16 protein-coding genes are annotated in these 13,266 nt (G+C 63.9%); 5 read left to right on the forward strand and 11 right to left on the reverse strand.

Going from position 1 to position 13,266, the window contains the following annotated elements:
* Positions 1 to 82 precede the first annotated feature (82 nt).
* From tolB to tolQ, 4 genes are read right to left on the reverse strand one after another with little or no spacing between them, the layout of a single operon-like run.
* On the reverse strand, positions 83 to 1,447 hold the full coding sequence (tolB, locus tag AC066S_RS26390) for a Tol-Pal system beta propeller repeat protein TolB (protein ID WP_478270996.1): 1,365 nt from the start codon (positions 1,445 to 1,447) through the stop codon (positions 83 to 85).
* A gap of 23 nt (positions 1,448 to 1,470) precedes the next feature.
* Complete coding sequence (locus AC066S_RS26395) at positions 1,471 to 2,430, reverse strand: protein TolA (protein WP_478270997.1); 960 nt, start codon at positions 2,428 to 2,430, stop codon at positions 1,471 to 1,473.
* 3 nt (positions 2,431 to 2,433) lie between these two features.
* A complete protein-coding gene (gene tolR, locus AC066S_RS26400) occupies positions 2,434 to 2,883 on the reverse strand; it encodes a protein TolR (RefSeq protein ID WP_126258775.1) in 450 nt (149 codons plus the stop codon).
* A gap of 43 nt (positions 2,884 to 2,926) precedes the next feature.
* Positions 2,927 to 3,643: a protein TolQ gene (gene tolQ, locus AC066S_RS26405; protein ID WP_018641591.1), complete on the reverse strand. Its 717-nt coding sequence runs from the start codon at positions 3,641 to 3,643 to the stop codon at positions 2,927 to 2,929.
* Positions 3,644 to 4,128: 485 nt separating this feature from the next.
* Between tolQ and AC066S_RS26410 the strand changes: the two genes are divergently transcribed.
* Complete coding sequence (locus AC066S_RS26410) at positions 4,129 to 4,647, forward strand: DUF2231 domain-containing protein (protein WP_478270998.1); 519 nt, start codon at positions 4,129 to 4,131, stop codon at positions 4,645 to 4,647.
* Positions 4,648 to 4,758: 111 nt separating this feature from the next.
* Here the strand turns inward: AC066S_RS26410 and AC066S_RS26415 are convergent, their stop codons facing one another.
* Positions 4,759 to 5,526, reverse strand: a complete 768-nt coding sequence (locus tag AC066S_RS26415; protein WP_478270999.1) for a serine acetyltransferase domain-containing protein — start codon at positions 5,524 to 5,526, stop codon at positions 4,759 to 4,761.
* A gap of 319 nt (positions 5,527 to 5,845) precedes the next feature.
* Here AC066S_RS26415 and AC066S_RS26420 point away from each other — a divergent pair, with 319 nt between their 5' ends.
* Positions 5,846 to 7,009: an acyl-CoA desaturase gene (locus tag AC066S_RS26420; RefSeq protein WP_478271000.1), complete on the forward strand. Its 1,164-nt coding sequence runs from the start codon at positions 5,846 to 5,848 to the stop codon at positions 7,007 to 7,009.
* Between the two features lie 161 nt (positions 7,010 to 7,170).
* On the opposite strand, the gene AC066S_RS26425 is transcribed toward AC066S_RS26420, so the two are convergent.
* From AC066S_RS26425 to AC066S_RS26440, 4 genes are all read right to left on the reverse strand, one after another.
* Positions 7,171 to 7,662: a DUF2852 domain-containing protein gene (locus tag AC066S_RS26425; RefSeq protein WP_126258771.1), complete on the reverse strand. Its 492-nt coding sequence runs from the start codon at positions 7,660 to 7,662 to the stop codon at positions 7,171 to 7,173.
* Between the two features lie 120 nt (positions 7,663 to 7,782).
* Positions 7,783 to 8,523: a TetR/AcrR family transcriptional regulator gene (locus AC066S_RS26430; RefSeq protein WP_126258770.1), complete on the reverse strand. Its 741-nt coding sequence runs from the start codon at positions 8,521 to 8,523 to the stop codon at positions 7,783 to 7,785.
* A gap of 177 nt (positions 8,524 to 8,700) precedes the next feature.
* Entirely contained in the window at positions 8,701 to 9,066 is a 366-nt protein-coding gene (locus AC066S_RS26435; RefSeq protein ID WP_126258769.1) for a YciI family protein, read from the reverse strand.
* Positions 9,067 to 9,123: 57 nt separating this feature from the next.
* Entirely contained in the window at positions 9,124 to 9,528 is a 405-nt protein-coding gene (locus AC066S_RS26440) for a YciI family protein (RefSeq protein ID WP_478271001.1), read from the reverse strand.
* A 268-nt stretch (positions 9,529 to 9,796) separates the two neighbouring features.
* Here AC066S_RS26440 and AC066S_RS26445 point away from each other — a divergent pair, with 268 nt between their 5' ends.
* From AC066S_RS26445 to AC066S_RS26455, 3 genes are all read left to right on the forward strand, one after another.
* Positions 9,797 to 10,585: an SDR family NAD(P)-dependent oxidoreductase gene (locus AC066S_RS26445; protein ID WP_478271002.1), complete on the forward strand. Its 789-nt coding sequence runs from the start codon at positions 9,797 to 9,799 to the stop codon at positions 10,583 to 10,585.
* 112 nt (positions 10,586 to 10,697) lie between these two features.
* The gene (locus AC066S_RS26450) at positions 10,698 to 11,135 is read left to right on the forward strand and encodes a hypothetical protein (RefSeq protein ID WP_126258766.1); all 438 of its coding nucleotides are present in this window, start codon (positions 10,698 to 10,700) and stop codon (positions 11,133 to 11,135) included.
* A 538-nt stretch (positions 11,136 to 11,673) separates the two neighbouring features.
* Entirely contained in the window at positions 11,674 to 12,033 is a 360-nt protein-coding gene (locus tag AC066S_RS26455; protein ID WP_135170744.1) for a hypothetical protein, read from the forward strand.
* 111 nt (positions 12,034 to 12,144) lie between these two features.
* Here the strand turns inward: AC066S_RS26455 and AC066S_RS26460 are convergent, their stop codons facing one another.
* Entirely contained in the window at positions 12,145 to 12,555 is a 411-nt protein-coding gene (locus AC066S_RS26460; protein ID WP_126258764.1) for a VOC family protein, read from the reverse strand.
* Between the two features lie 30 nt (positions 12,556 to 12,585).
* The gene (locus AC066S_RS26465; protein WP_478271003.1) at positions 12,586 to 13,125 is read right to left on the reverse strand and encodes an SRPBCC family protein; all 540 of its coding nucleotides are present in this window, start codon (positions 13,123 to 13,125) and stop codon (positions 12,586 to 12,588) included.
* Positions 13,126 to 13,266: the final 141 nt, after the last annotated feature.

Consider the following 13,266-nt stretch of genomic DNA (forward strand, 5'->3'; position numbering starts at 1 on the left):
GTAAAGAAAAGCTTACCTTCCTCGCCAAACGCAAGGAAATCGGTGCGATTTTCGACAAGATCGCGCATTCCCAACGCGCGATCTATTGACCCGCCGTCGAGGACAGCAACGGCGACCAGGCCGGGTCGGAGGCGAAGCCCGGCGTCGGCACCTTGAGCTCGTTGCGACCGGAGATGTCGACGCTGTACAGCGAGGGCCCGCCATTGCCGCCGGGATCGCGGAAGAACATCAGCACGCGGCCGTTCGGGGAGAAGGTCGGACCTTCATTGTGGAAGCCGGAGGTCAGCAGCCGCTCGCCGGAGCCGTCGGGCTTCATGACGCCGATCGAGAACTGCCCGCCGCCTTGCCTGGTGAAGGCAATGTAGTCGCCCTTCGGCGACCACACCGGGGTCGAATAGCTGGCGTTGGTGTCGTCCTTGGAGAAGGAGATGCGCTGCGCCTGTCCGCCGCCCGCCGCCATCACGTAGATCTGCGACCGGCCACCGCGATCGGACTCGAAGCAAATGCGGGTGCCGTCCGGCGAGTAGGATGGAGAGGTGTCGATCGCCGGCGTGTCGGTGAGGCGCGTGGTCGAGCGCGAGCGCAGGTCCATCACGAACAGGTTGGAATTGCCGCCCTGCTGCAGGCTCATGATGACGCGCTGGCCGTCCGGCGAGAAGCGCGGCGCGAACGTCATGCCGGGGAAGTTGCCGACGATCTCGCGCTGGCCGGTCTCGATGTTGAAGAGATAGACCTTCGGATCGCCCTGGCCGAACTCCATATAGGTGATCTCTTGCGAGTTGGGCGAGAAGCGCGGCGTCAGCACGAGGTCGGAGCCGCGGGTCAGATAGCGCACATTGGCGCCGTCCTGATCCATCATCGCGAGCCGCTTGACGCGGCGCTCCTTCGGGCCGCTTTCGTCCACGAACACGACGCGGCTGTCGAAATAGCCCTTCTCGCCGGTCATCCGCTCGTAGATCTGGTCGGAAATGATGTGGGCGATGCGGCGCCAATATTCCGGCGAGGTGAAATATTGCTGGCCAGCGAGCTGCTGGCCGGAGATCACGTCCCACAGACGGAATTCGGCTTTCAGGCGGCCATCGGGCTGGCGCGTCATGCGGCCGGTGACGAGGGCCTGCGCGTTGAGGGTCTTCCAGTTCTGGAATTGCGGCGCGACGTCGATGTTGCTGATGCGCTCGATGAATGCGGCCTGGTCGATCGGGGCGAACAGGCCCGAACGCTTGAGATTGTTGGTGATGACTTGCGTGACGCCGTTGCCGACGTCGCCGTCCGACGGCGAGCCCGGCACGAAATTGCTGATCGCGATCGGGATCGGCTGAAACTCGGTCGGATCGATACGAAGTCTCGGCTGGGCCTGCGCGAAGGCCTGTCCGCCCCCGAGCATCGCGAGCGTCGATCCGGTCAGTGTCATGAAGCGGCGGCGGTTCATCGATCGAACGTCATTCATTGCAAAGTTCTTTTGTTCGGATGTCACAACATATCTTTCAGGCCGAAAGTCATCGGAATGAGCTTCCAGCTCTCGTACTGCTGCTTCGGCATGAACGAGTAGATCTGACACTGCACGATGGCGCGCTTGGCGCTCTCCGCCACCGCCTGCGCGATCGACCGCGACGGTCCTCGCACCGCGACGACAATCGGCTCGGAGGCGAGCGATCCGTCGATCTTCATGGGAATGTCGATGTCGGCCTCGTACTGATCGGCATCCTGGCCATTATAGGTCGGCGTGAAGCAGCGCTTGACCGCGCCCTGGAATGCACCGCGCCAGGTCGCGACGTTGTTGGCGGCAGTTCCCGTCGCCGATCCCAGCGCGGCCGACGCATTCAGCGCGGAGCCAGTCAGCTCGTGCCGGGTCGCGGCACGCTTGTCGAGGTCGCGCTGGATCTGCGCGGGATCGAAGCTGCGCTCCTTGGGCTTCGGCTGCTGCTGCGGCTGCACCGCCGCAATCTTCTGCTCCACCGGCTTGGGCGGCGGCTTCTTGGTGTCCAGCTTCTTTTGCAGCTCGGCGATCGGATCTTCCTTGGCCGGATCAGGCTTCTTTTCCTGCGGCTTCGGCTCCTCTTTCGGCTTCGCTTCGGCGACCGGCTTCGGCGGCTCGGGCTTCTTCTCGACCGGCTTTTCGACGGGCTTTGGCGGCGGCTCGGGCTGCGAGTTGGTCTTGATCAGCTCTTTCTTCTCGGTGACCTTGCCGACGGCGTCTTCCTCGGGCTTGGGCTCCGCGATCTTCTCGACCTTCGGCTTCGGCTCTTCCTTCTTGCCGGTCTTCTGCCCGGCCATCATCTTGGCGAGCTGATCGGTGGAGATGATGTCGACCGGCAGCGACTCCTCCGGCGCGATGTAGGCCTTGCTGCTGAAGGTGACGAGCCCCCATCCCAGCACGAGGACATGGAGGGCAATCGACGCAACGAGTGTCTTGTCGACGTTCACCTTCACGGCTTACCCCTGATCCGCTTCGGTGACGAGGGCGAGCTTCTTGAATCCGGCGCCGGACAACAGGCCCATCACCCTGGCCACGGTGCCGTAATCCGCCTTCTTGTCGGCGCGCAGATAGATGCGCTCCTCGAGGCCGCCGCGCGCGTCCGTGATCGCCTTCAGCTTGGGGATCAGCTCGTTGATTGCGATCTCGGAATCGTTGATGAACACCTTGCCCTTGATGTCGACCGACATCTGGATCGGCTTCTGGTCGTTGTTCTCGAGGCTCTTGGCCTGGGTCTGCGGCAGGTCGAGCGGAACGCCGACCGTGAGCATCGGCGCCGACACCATGAAGATGATGAGCAGCACCAGCATCACGTCGACCATCGGCGTGACGTTGATCTCGGCCATGACAGGCTTGCGCCGGCCTCGGCGCCCGCCGCCGCCGGACGAACTCGCAACGTTCATCGCCATGATCGCGTGCCCAAATTGCCCTTCACACTATACATGCCGCCGGTCAGCCCCGCTCGTCGATCTGACGCGACAGAATGGCGGAAAATTCATCGGCGAAGCCTTCCAGCCGCTGGGCCTGCCGGTTCACCTCGGACGTGAACTTATTGTAGAAGATAGTGGCAGGAATGGCGGCGATAAGGCCGACGGCCGTCGCAAACAGCGCCTCCGCGATGCCCGGCGCCACCACCGCCAGAGAGGTATTTTTCGACGCCGCGATCGACTGGAAGCTCGACATGATGCCCCAGACCGTGCCGAACAGGCCGACGAAGGGGCCGGCGGAGCCGACCGTCGCGAGCACCAGCAGGCGCCGTTCCAGCCGCTCCACCTCGCGGGCGATCGAGACGTTCATGACCTTGTCGATGCGCATCTGCAGGCCCGCGACCGAGCGGGCGTGGCTCTCGAACGACCGTTTCCACTCGCGCATCGCCGCGACGAAGCATGCCGCCATCGAATGCGTCGGCTTGGCCGAGAGCGTGCGATAGAGCTCCTCGATCGATTCGCCGGACCAGAACGCCTGCTCGAAGCGGTCCATCGAGCGGCGGGTGCGGGCAAACAAAAAGATCTTGTCGATGGCGATGGCCCAGACCCAGACCGAGCAGGACAGAAGTCCCAGCATCACCGCTTTCACGATCCAGTGAGCCTGCCAGAACAGCGCGATCAGCGACACGTCCGCGGAAGCGGCAACCGGAAGGGCTGACTGAGCCACGTCGGCCGGATTCATAAGCAGCATCCTCTCAAGGCGATCGTTACCCGATGTGCCGGCCAGCAAATGGCTGCCGGTTCCCCAATGACCGCGCTAGAACCGGCGCGGCCGGCAAGCCCGCTCAAAGCCTTGTCTTTCTGGGGTGCAGGGGCTCGTCCAAAGCCGGCCGCCTGCATTCCCTGCCAAGATGTCAAAACTATGGGCCTTTGGCCCCGGGCCTTGACGGGCCTCGGCTTCGGGCTTTGGGCACGACTGTCCGCCCTTACCAGAGCCCGGCGTTGGTTAATGCGAGGTTACCAGGGGTGAATTGGGCTGCAGGAAGGGCAGGCGGCGCAGGCGGTTGGCGCCCGGACGAGCTCGGGCCGTGTCCCGGCTCGGCAGCGCATCGTCGGGCAGATGCTGCGCTGAGCCGCGGCACGATGGTTATCCCTGCACCGTGGACCGGAGGAACCACCCCTCCTCCGGAAAATTGTCCCGAAAATCACTTTCCGCGAGGTCTTGCCATGACCATCAACCCCAAGACGACCGCCGCCATCGGCGATCACCCGCTCCACCCAATGCTCATCCCCTTCCCCATCGCCTGTCTGGTCGGCGCGCCCATCGCTGACCTCGCCTTCATCGGAACCGGCGACAATTTCTGGGCCAGGGCCGCGATGTGGCTGATCGGCGCCGGCATCGTCATGGCGCTCGTTGCGGCCGCGGCCGGCTTTACCGACTTCTTCAGCGAGCCGCGCATCCGCCGCCTCGACACTGCCTGGTACCACATGGTCGGCAATCTCGCCGCGGTCGTGCTTGCCCTGGTCAATTTCTACCTGCGCTACGCGCAAGGCACGGAAGCGGCCGTCACGCCGTGGGGCGTGGTGCTGTCGCTGATCGTCGTCGGCATCCTCCTGTTCACGGGATGGAAGGGCTGGGAGATGGTCTACCGGCATCACGTCGCGGTGCTGGATGCGCCGGGACAGACCAGTTCGGAGCCGGTCACGCCGCAGCACGGCGGCGAGAGCCGCCGCCGCGCGGCCTGAATCAACGGCACGTCGCGGCCGGCACCGGCGACGATCCGCGCGCTACTGGCTGGCGCGCTGGCGCAGTCCGAGCGCACAGAGCCAGCCGCCGCCCGCCTTCATCGATGGGCGTCAGGCCGCGGAAGCGGGCTCGGGGCAGTTGATCAATCGTGCGGGATTTCCGACCGCGGTGCAGCCACCGGGAACGTCGGAGGTCACAATTGTATCGGCGCCGATCCTGGCGAAATCGCCAATCCGGACATCGCCCAAGATGGTCGCGCCCGCACCGATGAACACGCCGCGGCCGATGCGCGGCGAGCGCGGCGGCAGCTCATTGCTGCGGCCGATGCTGACATTCTGAAGGATGGTGACCGCGTCACCGATCACGACATTGGCGCCGATCACGACGCCCGTGGCATGATCGAGATAGACGGACGAGCCGATGCTGGCCGCCGGATGAATGCTGACCTGCAGGACGTTCGACGCCTCGTTCTGAAACAGCAGCGCCGCATCGCGCTGATCACGATGCCAGAGCCAGTTCGAGACGCGCCAGGCTTGCAGCGCGACATAGCCTTTGAAATGCAGCAGCGGCGCCAACAGGCCGGCGATGGCGGGATCGTTGCGCACGATGGCCTGCAGGTCGCGGCCGGCCGCTTCGATCAGTTCCGGCGAAAATTGAAATGCGTCGCGGGAAAAGGCAGCGAAACGCGCTTGCTCGGCGGCGTTGCCGCCAAGCCTGCACCCGATGAGATCGGCCAGAGCCGCCGCAAGGCCGTCATGGGCGAGGACGGCCCCGGCAAGCGACTTGCCGAAGACGGGATCGGATGCAGCCGCACGCTGCGCCTCGTCGCGGATCTGCTGCCAGAGGCGATCGTTCGTCGCGGTCAGAGCTGCCGTCATCGCCGCCTCCGGGGTGTCGGGCTTGCTTCACGTCTCAAACATAGTCCGCGCGCCCCCTGCGCGCCATGCCGCAGGCGGAGCGGCGCGACCTGAGCAGCACGCCGCAGCTCCCCGTGAGGCTACGAGCTTGCATGCCAGGCATCCGCAACCATATAGTCAGTTTAATCCTCGGCCGATGCTGCTTTGGCCGGGATGTCCATGCAAAGCAGCTCTTTCGAGCCCCGCGGTGGTCCGCCATCCGCGGGTTTTTCGTACCCCGGTGGCCCTCGCTGCTGCCGACACGAATCCCGCATTCCAATACCTGAGGTCACACCAAGACATGTCGCCTAACGCGCCCGCCGACGACCACCACGACGACATCATGTATCCCTCGGCCGTGCCGTTCCTGCTGGTCCACCTCGGCTGCGTTGCGGCGATCTGGTCGGGCGTCACGTGGCAGGCCGTCGCAATCTGCATCTCGTTGTACGTCGCGCGGATGTTCGGCATCGGCGCCGGCTACCATCGCTATTTCTCGCATCGGACATTCGCGACCAGCCGGGTGTTTCAATTCATCCTGGCGTGCCTCGCGCAAAGCAGCGCGCAAAAGAGCGTGTTGTGGTGGGCGGCCAAGCATCGGCACCATCATCTGCATTCCGACACCGAGATCGACGTGCATTCGCCGCGTCATCGCGGCTTCGTGTACAGCCATCTCGGCTGGATCTTTTACCGCCGGCACGATGCGACCGATCTCGTCAAGGTCTCCGATCTCGCGGCCTATCCGGAGCTGATGTGGCTGCATCGGCTCGAGCTGCTGCCGGCCGTTGTGCTTGCGTCGCTCTGCTTCCTGGTTGCGGGATGGTCGGGTCTGGTGGTCGGCTTCCTGTGGAGCACGGTGCTGCTCTATCACGCGACCTTCTGCATCAATTCGCTCGCCCATGTGCACGGACGCAAGCGCTATGTGACCGGCGATGATTCCCGCAACAACTGGCTGCTGGCGCTCTTCACCCTGGGTGAAGGCTGGCACAACAATCACCACGCCTACCAGAGCAGCGTGCGACAGGGTTTTCGTTGGTGGGAGATCGACGTCACCTATTACATCCTTAAAGTGCTGTCCTGGCTCGGAATCGTCTGGAACATGAAAGCGCCGCCCGAACAGGTGCTGCGCAACGAGCAGCCGCTCGGCGCCCGGGTCATCAATCGGGCGGCCATCGAGCTCGCCGAACGGTTCGATGCACAGAAGCTGGCGCAAGCGATCTCATCGGCGCGACGTCGGGCCGATCTCGCCCAGCTGCAACTGCCGACGCTGCACGACATCCTCAATCGCGCGCATGAAAGCGTCGATGCACTGGCGCATCTGCATCTGCCGAAGATCCCGACCCGCGAAGAGTTTCTCGCCGAGGCCAAGGCGATCTTCGCGCGAACACGATCGCTCAACGAGATCGTGGATCACGCCTACGAGCACTTCCTGGCTTCGGTTCACGCCCAGCTCGTGACAGTGCGCTGAACTCTCGGGGTCATGCGCCTTCCATCAAACGGGTCGCAGGCCTGTGCCCACGCTCCCCCAGAACCAAACCGCCCGCCTGCGGGTTGCGCAGACGGGCGGCTCGGGGCCATCAGGACTTTGGGGGCATGCGCCTGAAGGCTTTGAGAGGTCAGGCTTGAAGGTCAGCCCTGCTGCTGGTCAGTCGGCGGCGGGGTCGGACGCGTCTTGTGCTGCGCCATGAACTGGTCGAACTCTTCCTTGTCCTTGGCGTGACGCAGACGGTCGAGGAAGTTCCTGAACTCGACCTGCTCTTCCTCGAGCCGGCGCAGCGTTTCAGAGCGGTACTCGTCGAAGGCACGGTTGCCGGAGGACGGCGGGCCGAAGCCAAAGCCGAAGCCACTGCGCTCCATGCGGCCGCGCATGCGGTCCATCTTGTACTGCATCCGCTCCATCTTGTTCTGCCAGCGATCCTGGCTGCTCCAGCACGACATTCTTCTGCTCCCGAGTGTGAAAAAGAGAAGGGCAAGTCCGATCGGCCACCAGATGATGAAGCCGAGGATGGTCACGGCGATCCAGCCGGGATGCCAGGGCGTATCCAGCATCCGGGGGCGCTCGTACTGTTGGTATTGATCCGAGGGGCCGCGCCATCGATTGACATCAGCGGTGTAGGCCATTTCCCATCTCCATCACGGCACCTGCGCCGTTGTGAATGTAAATAACATTTACATAGCTAGACGATCCACGGATTTTGTCAAGCTGGGCGCAAGACACGCCCGCGTGATTATTGCGTCACATTATTTCGGCTTGCCCCAGGGGCCCCCGGGCGGCACGCCGGAACCGGAGGAGGCCTCCGGTGGCACCGGCGGCGGCTCGGCGCCTTTCGCCGGCGGACGGCGATCGGTCGGGAAGCCGAGACCGCGCAGATAGATCAGCACCTCGGCCTCGAGCAGCTCGTCCGGAGACATCGGCAGTTTTCGTCGCGCGGCGTCGCCACGGGAGAAGAGCGAAGCCACGCCGTGCGCCATGGTCCAGATGTGCAGCGCCATCATCATCGCCGGCGGCCGCGGCATGCCGGGCGGCGCTAGCGCTGCAAGCCGCTCGGCTGCGGCGCGAATGATGTTGAACGCACGTTCGCTCGCGGCCTGCAGCGCCGGATTGACATCGACCGGCAGACCGGACTCGAACATCGCATTGTAGAAGGCCGGCTCCTCGCGGGCGAAGGCGAGATAGGCCTTGCCGACGCGTTCGAACGCGGTGACCGTGTCGGGACGACCGTCGTCCCAGGCCGCGGTCAGGCGCGCCTCGAATTGCTCGAAGCCGCGCTGGGCAATCGAGGACAGCAGTTCGTCACGGTCGCGGAAATGCCGGTAGGGCGCCGCCGCGCTGACGCCGGCCATGCGTGCGGCATCGGCGAAGGTGAAGCCGGCGGCGCCCTTCTCGGCGATCAGCCCGAGAGCGGCCTGCAACAGGGCCTCCTTCAAATTGCCGTGGTGATAGCCGCGCTCGGCGCGGCGCTGTTCCTTGCGCCAGCTCATGTGAACGAGCTTTACATGAGCCCGGCGTGAAGGTCACTAGCGCGAGGCGGATTGGTTAACCCGTATTTTCACCGTCGTTCCAGGGCGATGCAAAGCCTCCAACCCTGGTGCTGCAATGGCGCACCAGGGAATCTCGGGATTTCGGGTCAAGCCGCCCCGGAATGGCGATCGCGGAGACTACATCTGCGGAATCGGCAAGACAGGCATGACCTCGATCGCCTCGCCCGGGAAGATCGCAAAATGCGGATGGTTCTCGAACAGCTTTGCGGCTTCCTCTTGCGAGGCAGCTCGCACCACCGTGAAGCCGGTCAGTGCGTTGCTGATCTCGGTGATGCCGCTTCCGTCGATCCTGCGGGTTTTGCCGAGCGGACCGCCCAGCTCGACGATGACGTCCTTGTGCTTCTCGACCCAGCCATGCCAGGCGGCCATGCCCTCGCGCTCTTTTGCCTTCCGTTCGGCCTCAGGCATCGCGTGCCACGCCTTCATCTTCTCGCCGCTCATGCTGCCGAGATAGACGGCGAGGAATTTGTGTTCGGTGCTCATCGGTCTCTCCTTTGGTGATATGTTGACGCCAGCCGCGATCTGATCGCGACCGCGCCGCTACCTCTTCAGGTCGCCGAAACCGGCCGCGGCGGCCTGCACGTCAGGCGGAAAGTCGGCCAGCTCCTGCACCTGCCGGATCTCGATGATTTCGTTCGCCGACGCCGGGCACTGCTTTGCCCAGGCAATCGCCTCGGCCCGCGAGGCAACCTCGATCATCCAATACCCGCCCAGGACTTCCTTGGCCTCGGCGAATGGGCCGTCGGTGACAATCGGCGCGCCGGTCGCAAACGAAACCCGTGCGCCCATCGAGGGCGGGTGCAGGCCGTCGAGCGTGATCAGCACGCCCGCATCCTTCAGCGCCTCGTTGTAGCGCATCATCGCCGCGACCCGCTCGGGATCGAGCTGGACGTCCGGCGGCGCCGTTTCGTAACCGAGCGGGATCATCAGCATCATGAATCGCATGAAATGTCCTTGTTCTTCCTCGTCGTTTCCCGAGGCGTCGAAAGGCGCATGCTCGGGATGACGGCAGATTTGCGCCCGCCGCCTGCGCGTAACGTTCCTCGTGCGCGGGCCAAGCAGGCCGCGCTCCCCTGCAAGACGAACGATCTCTGCCGGAACCGACATTGGGGCAGGAATTATTTTGGGCGGCCAGGTTCCTCATCGAGACCAAAGCGAAGTAAAAGGAATCCCGCGCTCGCGCGACCAATTTCGACAAAGGACCGATCAGCCGATGCCCCCTCCCCCGCAAAAAGTCGCCCTCGTCACCGGAGCTGCGCGCGGTATCGGGCTTGCGACCGCGAAGAAGTTTTTGGCCGAGGGCTGGCGTGTGGCGCTGCTCGACATCGAGGGCGAGTTGCTCGGCCGGGCGGTCGCCGAGATTGACCAAGGTGAGGCGACGCTGGCGCTGACCTGCGACGTCTCGGACGCAGCCGCAGTGAGCGATGCGATGGCGACGGTCGAGCGCCGGTTAGGCCGGTTAGATGCGCTCGTCAACAATGCCGGCATCGCGGTGTTCGCGCCGCTGATGGAGACATCCGAGACCGATTGGCGGCGCGTCCTCGAGGTCAACCTCACCGGCCCCTTCCTCTGCACCAAGGCGGCCGTGCCCTTGATGCGCGAGGGCCATGGCGGGGCCATCGTCAACATCACCTCGATCTCGGCGGTGCGCGCCTCGACGCTGCGCTCGGCCTACGGCACCAGCAAGGCCGGGCTTGCGCACCTGACCAAGCAGCTCGCGGTCGAGCTTGCCTCTCTCAACATCCGCGTCAACGCGGTCGCGCCGGGGCCGGTCGACACGGCCATGGCCAAGCAGGTGCACACCAAGGAGATCCGCGCGGACTATCACGACGCCATTCCGCTCAACCGCTACGGCCTGGAGGAGGAACTTGCGGAAGCGATCTACTTCCTGTGCTCGGCAAATGCGAGCTACATCACCGGCCAAATTTTGGCCGTTGATGGCGGCTTCGATGCGGCCGGCATCGGCCTGCCGACGCTGCGCGGTCAAAGGCGGAACGGGTAGACACGGAATTGTAGGGTGAGCGTAGGCGCGTGAGCGCCGCGCCCACCACATCACAATGGTGGGCACGCTGCGCTTTGCCCACCCTACGAAAACCGAGCTTGTGGAGTGCTCCATGCGACGCGCTGCTCTTGTCCAAGCTCTGATGCTTGCAGCCACGCTGCTGGCCTCCACGCCCGCCTCCGCGGAAATCCGCATCATTCAGTCGCCGGGCGGACAAGTGGGGCCGTTCCTCGATTTGTTCGAGAAGGTGCGTGAGAGCGGCGAGCGCGTGGTGATCGATGGCCCCTGCCTGTCTGCCTGCACGCTGGTGCTGAGCATCGTGCCGGGCGAGCGCATCTGCGTCACCAAGCGCGCCGTGCTCGGCTTCCATGCGGCACGTTCGGTCGACCGCCGCGGGCGCCTTTATGCCGAACCGGAAGCATCGGTCGCGGTGCTTGCCGCCTATCCCGGCCCGGTCCGCGACTGGATCAGCCGCCGCGGCGGCCTCAGCTCGCGATTGCTTCTGCTCAAGGGCCGTGATCTCGCCGCGATCTATCCGCGCTGCCGCTGACGAATTCGCCAGCCGCAGGCAGGTAAGGCGAATGAGCTCTTATGTGAACCGCGTCACATCAAAGGCATCTGGCGTGGCTGGCCCGAGGCCATAAGACAGGTTCCCTGTGCTCGCACCCAATGTGCGCACCGGGTCTCTACGCCATCACGCTTTGGCTGCCTTCAATAAAGAGTCTGAATCACCGGCACCAGCTTCATGCTGGCGCAGATGAGCATCCCCCAAAGAGCAAAATTGATCTGTAGCGCCGCCGCCATCGGTCGCTCCCTTGCAAGTGACGTCCACCCCAGTTTGTAGATTTTATGAATCACAAATAGCGATTCTGACGTGCAGATCACAGCCCAATATTGCGCCAATTGTTGTGCGATGCAGTCCGCACGATTTCACGAAGCGGCCTCACTGCTCCCGCAAAGTATGCGAATCGTAAGTTCATTCCTCGGCCATGCCGGCCAACTCGTTTGCCTTAAGTTCCATTTGACCGACGCTGTGCAAGTTTCCTGTGCGGGACTTGCGCATTGCGCAGTGAAATTTGGGTCCCGGCATGATGCGACACGGCTTCATCTTGCTCACTTTCTGCACAGCGCTGCTTGGATGTGCAGTCGCGCCCGCGCAGGAGCGTCGTCCGATCGCCTGGGATGGCCTCGGCCAAGATCCGAACAAGAGCCCGAGGCGCCCTCATATCGCGAAGCAGCGCGCAACAAATCCTCCGCCCGCAGCAAGCGATCCCAATCAGGAGCGGCAGCGCGTGCTCGGCACCTTGCGGCCATATTCCGAGGCGTGGTGGGCGGTTCACGACGAGATCGAAGCGGAGAACGACAGGCAGCTCGGCACCAAGCTCGTGATCTGCCCCCGCTGTGTTCAGCCGCGGCAGGACGAAGACGTGACCGGATCGATCCGCTGAGCAAGCCCACCACAGATCCGGGCACGATGCGATAGGCCCATGGATCCCCTCTCGCGCAAAGATGGAGAGAGGGGATCGCGGCTCAACCAATCATGCGCGCGGTCGCGCGCGTCACATTTCCTCGGGACAATTCACCATCCAGGGAATGCCGAACTTGTCGACGCACATGCCGAAGCCCTTGGCCCAGAAGGTCTTGCTGAACGGCATGGTGACGGTGCCGCCGTCGGCGAGCGCGTTGAACTTGCGCTCGCCATCGGCGGGATCCTTGACCGTGAACGAGATCGAAAAGCCTTGCGGCTTGCTGAAATGCTCCGGCGGCACGTCGGAAGCCATCAGCACGCTGCCGTCGGGCAGCGACATTCGCGCATGCATGATCATCTTCTCGCGGCCGGGCGCGGCAGGCATGTCCGGCGGCGCGTCCGATGACCGCATCATGGCGTCGATCTTGCCGCCGAGAATCCTGGCGTAATGATTGAACGCCGCTTCGCAATTGTCCTGATAGAACAGATACGGATTGAGCATCGTTTCTCTCCTCTTCGTTTGCGCTGAGGCTTAGTGCTTCTCGGTCAGCTTCTTCAGGCTGGCGAGACCGGCCTCGAAATCCTTGCCGATCATGCTGTCCATGTTGATGAACACCTGCATGATCTTGGACATGAACGGAGCCGGACCGTACATCGCCCAGGTGACGAGTGTGGCATCACCTTGCGGCACAAAGGTGAACTCGGCGGTATTGTGACCCTCGAACGGCCGCTCGAAATCGAGCTTGATGCGAACCTTGGACGGCCCGTTCGCCTCAAGGATCTCCATGCGGCCGGCGCCGACATTGTTGTTGCCGTCCCAGGCATAGGTCGCGCCCTTGCCTTCCGAGGGTCCACCGAAGCTGCGCGTCATGGCGGGATCGCGGTTCTCATAGGGGGACCAGCCGGTCCAGCGGTGGAAATCGGCGACTAGCGGATAGATCGCACCGGCTGGCGCCTTTACCGCGAGGCTGCGCTCGACGCGGAAGGTGTCGGGCTTTGTCAGCGCGAAGACGAGGACGCCCGCGATTCCGGCGACGAGCAGGATGGCGATGATGGCAATGGCTTTCAGCATGAGAGGCTCCGTGGATACGGGCCTAGGACGAACGGGAATGGCTGGGGCCGACAATTCGAAGGCGAAATTATTCTACCGTCATTCCGGGGCACCCGAAGGGTGAACTATGGTGCGCAATTGCGCACCTGAGAATCTCGAGAT

The organism is Bradyrhizobium sp. CFUWI, from assembly GCF_056429085.1.

Coding starts and splice junctions, on each gene's coding strand:
- tolB (WP_478270996.1), bottom strand. CDS start 1,447: ATGAATGACGTTCGATCGATGAACCGCCGCCGCTTCATGACACTGACC.
- tolR (WP_126258775.1), bottom strand. CDS start 2,883: ATGGCGATGAACGTTGCGAGTTCGTCCGGCGGCGGCGGGCGCCGAGGC.
- tolQ (WP_018641591.1), bottom strand. CDS start 3,643: ATGAATCCGGCCGACGTGGCTCAGTCAGCCCTTCCGGTTGCCGCTTCC.
- AC066S_RS26410 (WP_478270998.1), top strand. CDS start 4,129: ATGACCATCAACCCCAAGACGACCGCCGCCATCGGCGATCACCCGCTC.
- AC066S_RS26415 (WP_478270999.1), bottom strand. CDS start 5,526: ATGACGGCAGCTCTGACCGCGACGAACGATCGCCTCTGGCAGCAGATC.
- AC066S_RS26420 (WP_478271000.1), top strand. CDS start 5,846: ATGTCGCCTAACGCGCCCGCCGACGACCACCACGACGACATCATGTAT.
- AC066S_RS26425 (WP_126258771.1), bottom strand. CDS start 7,662: ATGGCCTACACCGCTGATGTCAATCGATGGCGCGGCCCCTCGGATCAA.
- AC066S_RS26430 (WP_126258770.1), bottom strand. CDS start 8,523: ATGAGCTGGCGCAAGGAACAGCGCCGCGCCGAGCGCGGCTATCACCAC.
- AC066S_RS26435 (WP_126258769.1), bottom strand. CDS start 9,066: ATGAGCACCGAACACAAATTCCTCGCCGTCTATCTCGGCAGCATGAGC.
- AC066S_RS26440 (WP_478271001.1), bottom strand. CDS start 9,528: ATGCGATTCATGATGCTGATGATCCCGCTCGGTTACGAAACGGCGCCG.
- AC066S_RS26445 (WP_478271002.1), top strand. CDS start 9,797: ATGCCCCCTCCCCCGCAAAAAGTCGCCCTCGTCACCGGAGCTGCGCGC.
- AC066S_RS26450 (WP_126258766.1), top strand. CDS start 10,698: ATGCGACGCGCTGCTCTTGTCCAAGCTCTGATGCTTGCAGCCACGCTG.
- AC066S_RS26455 (WP_135170744.1), top strand. CDS start 11,674: ATGATGCGACACGGCTTCATCTTGCTCACTTTCTGCACAGCGCTGCTT.
- AC066S_RS26460 (WP_126258764.1), bottom strand. CDS start 12,555: ATGCTCAATCCGTATCTGTTCTATCAGGACAATTGCGAAGCGGCGTTC.
- AC066S_RS26465 (WP_478271003.1), bottom strand. CDS start 13,125: ATGCTGAAAGCCATTGCCATCATCGCCATCCTGCTCGTCGCCGGAATC.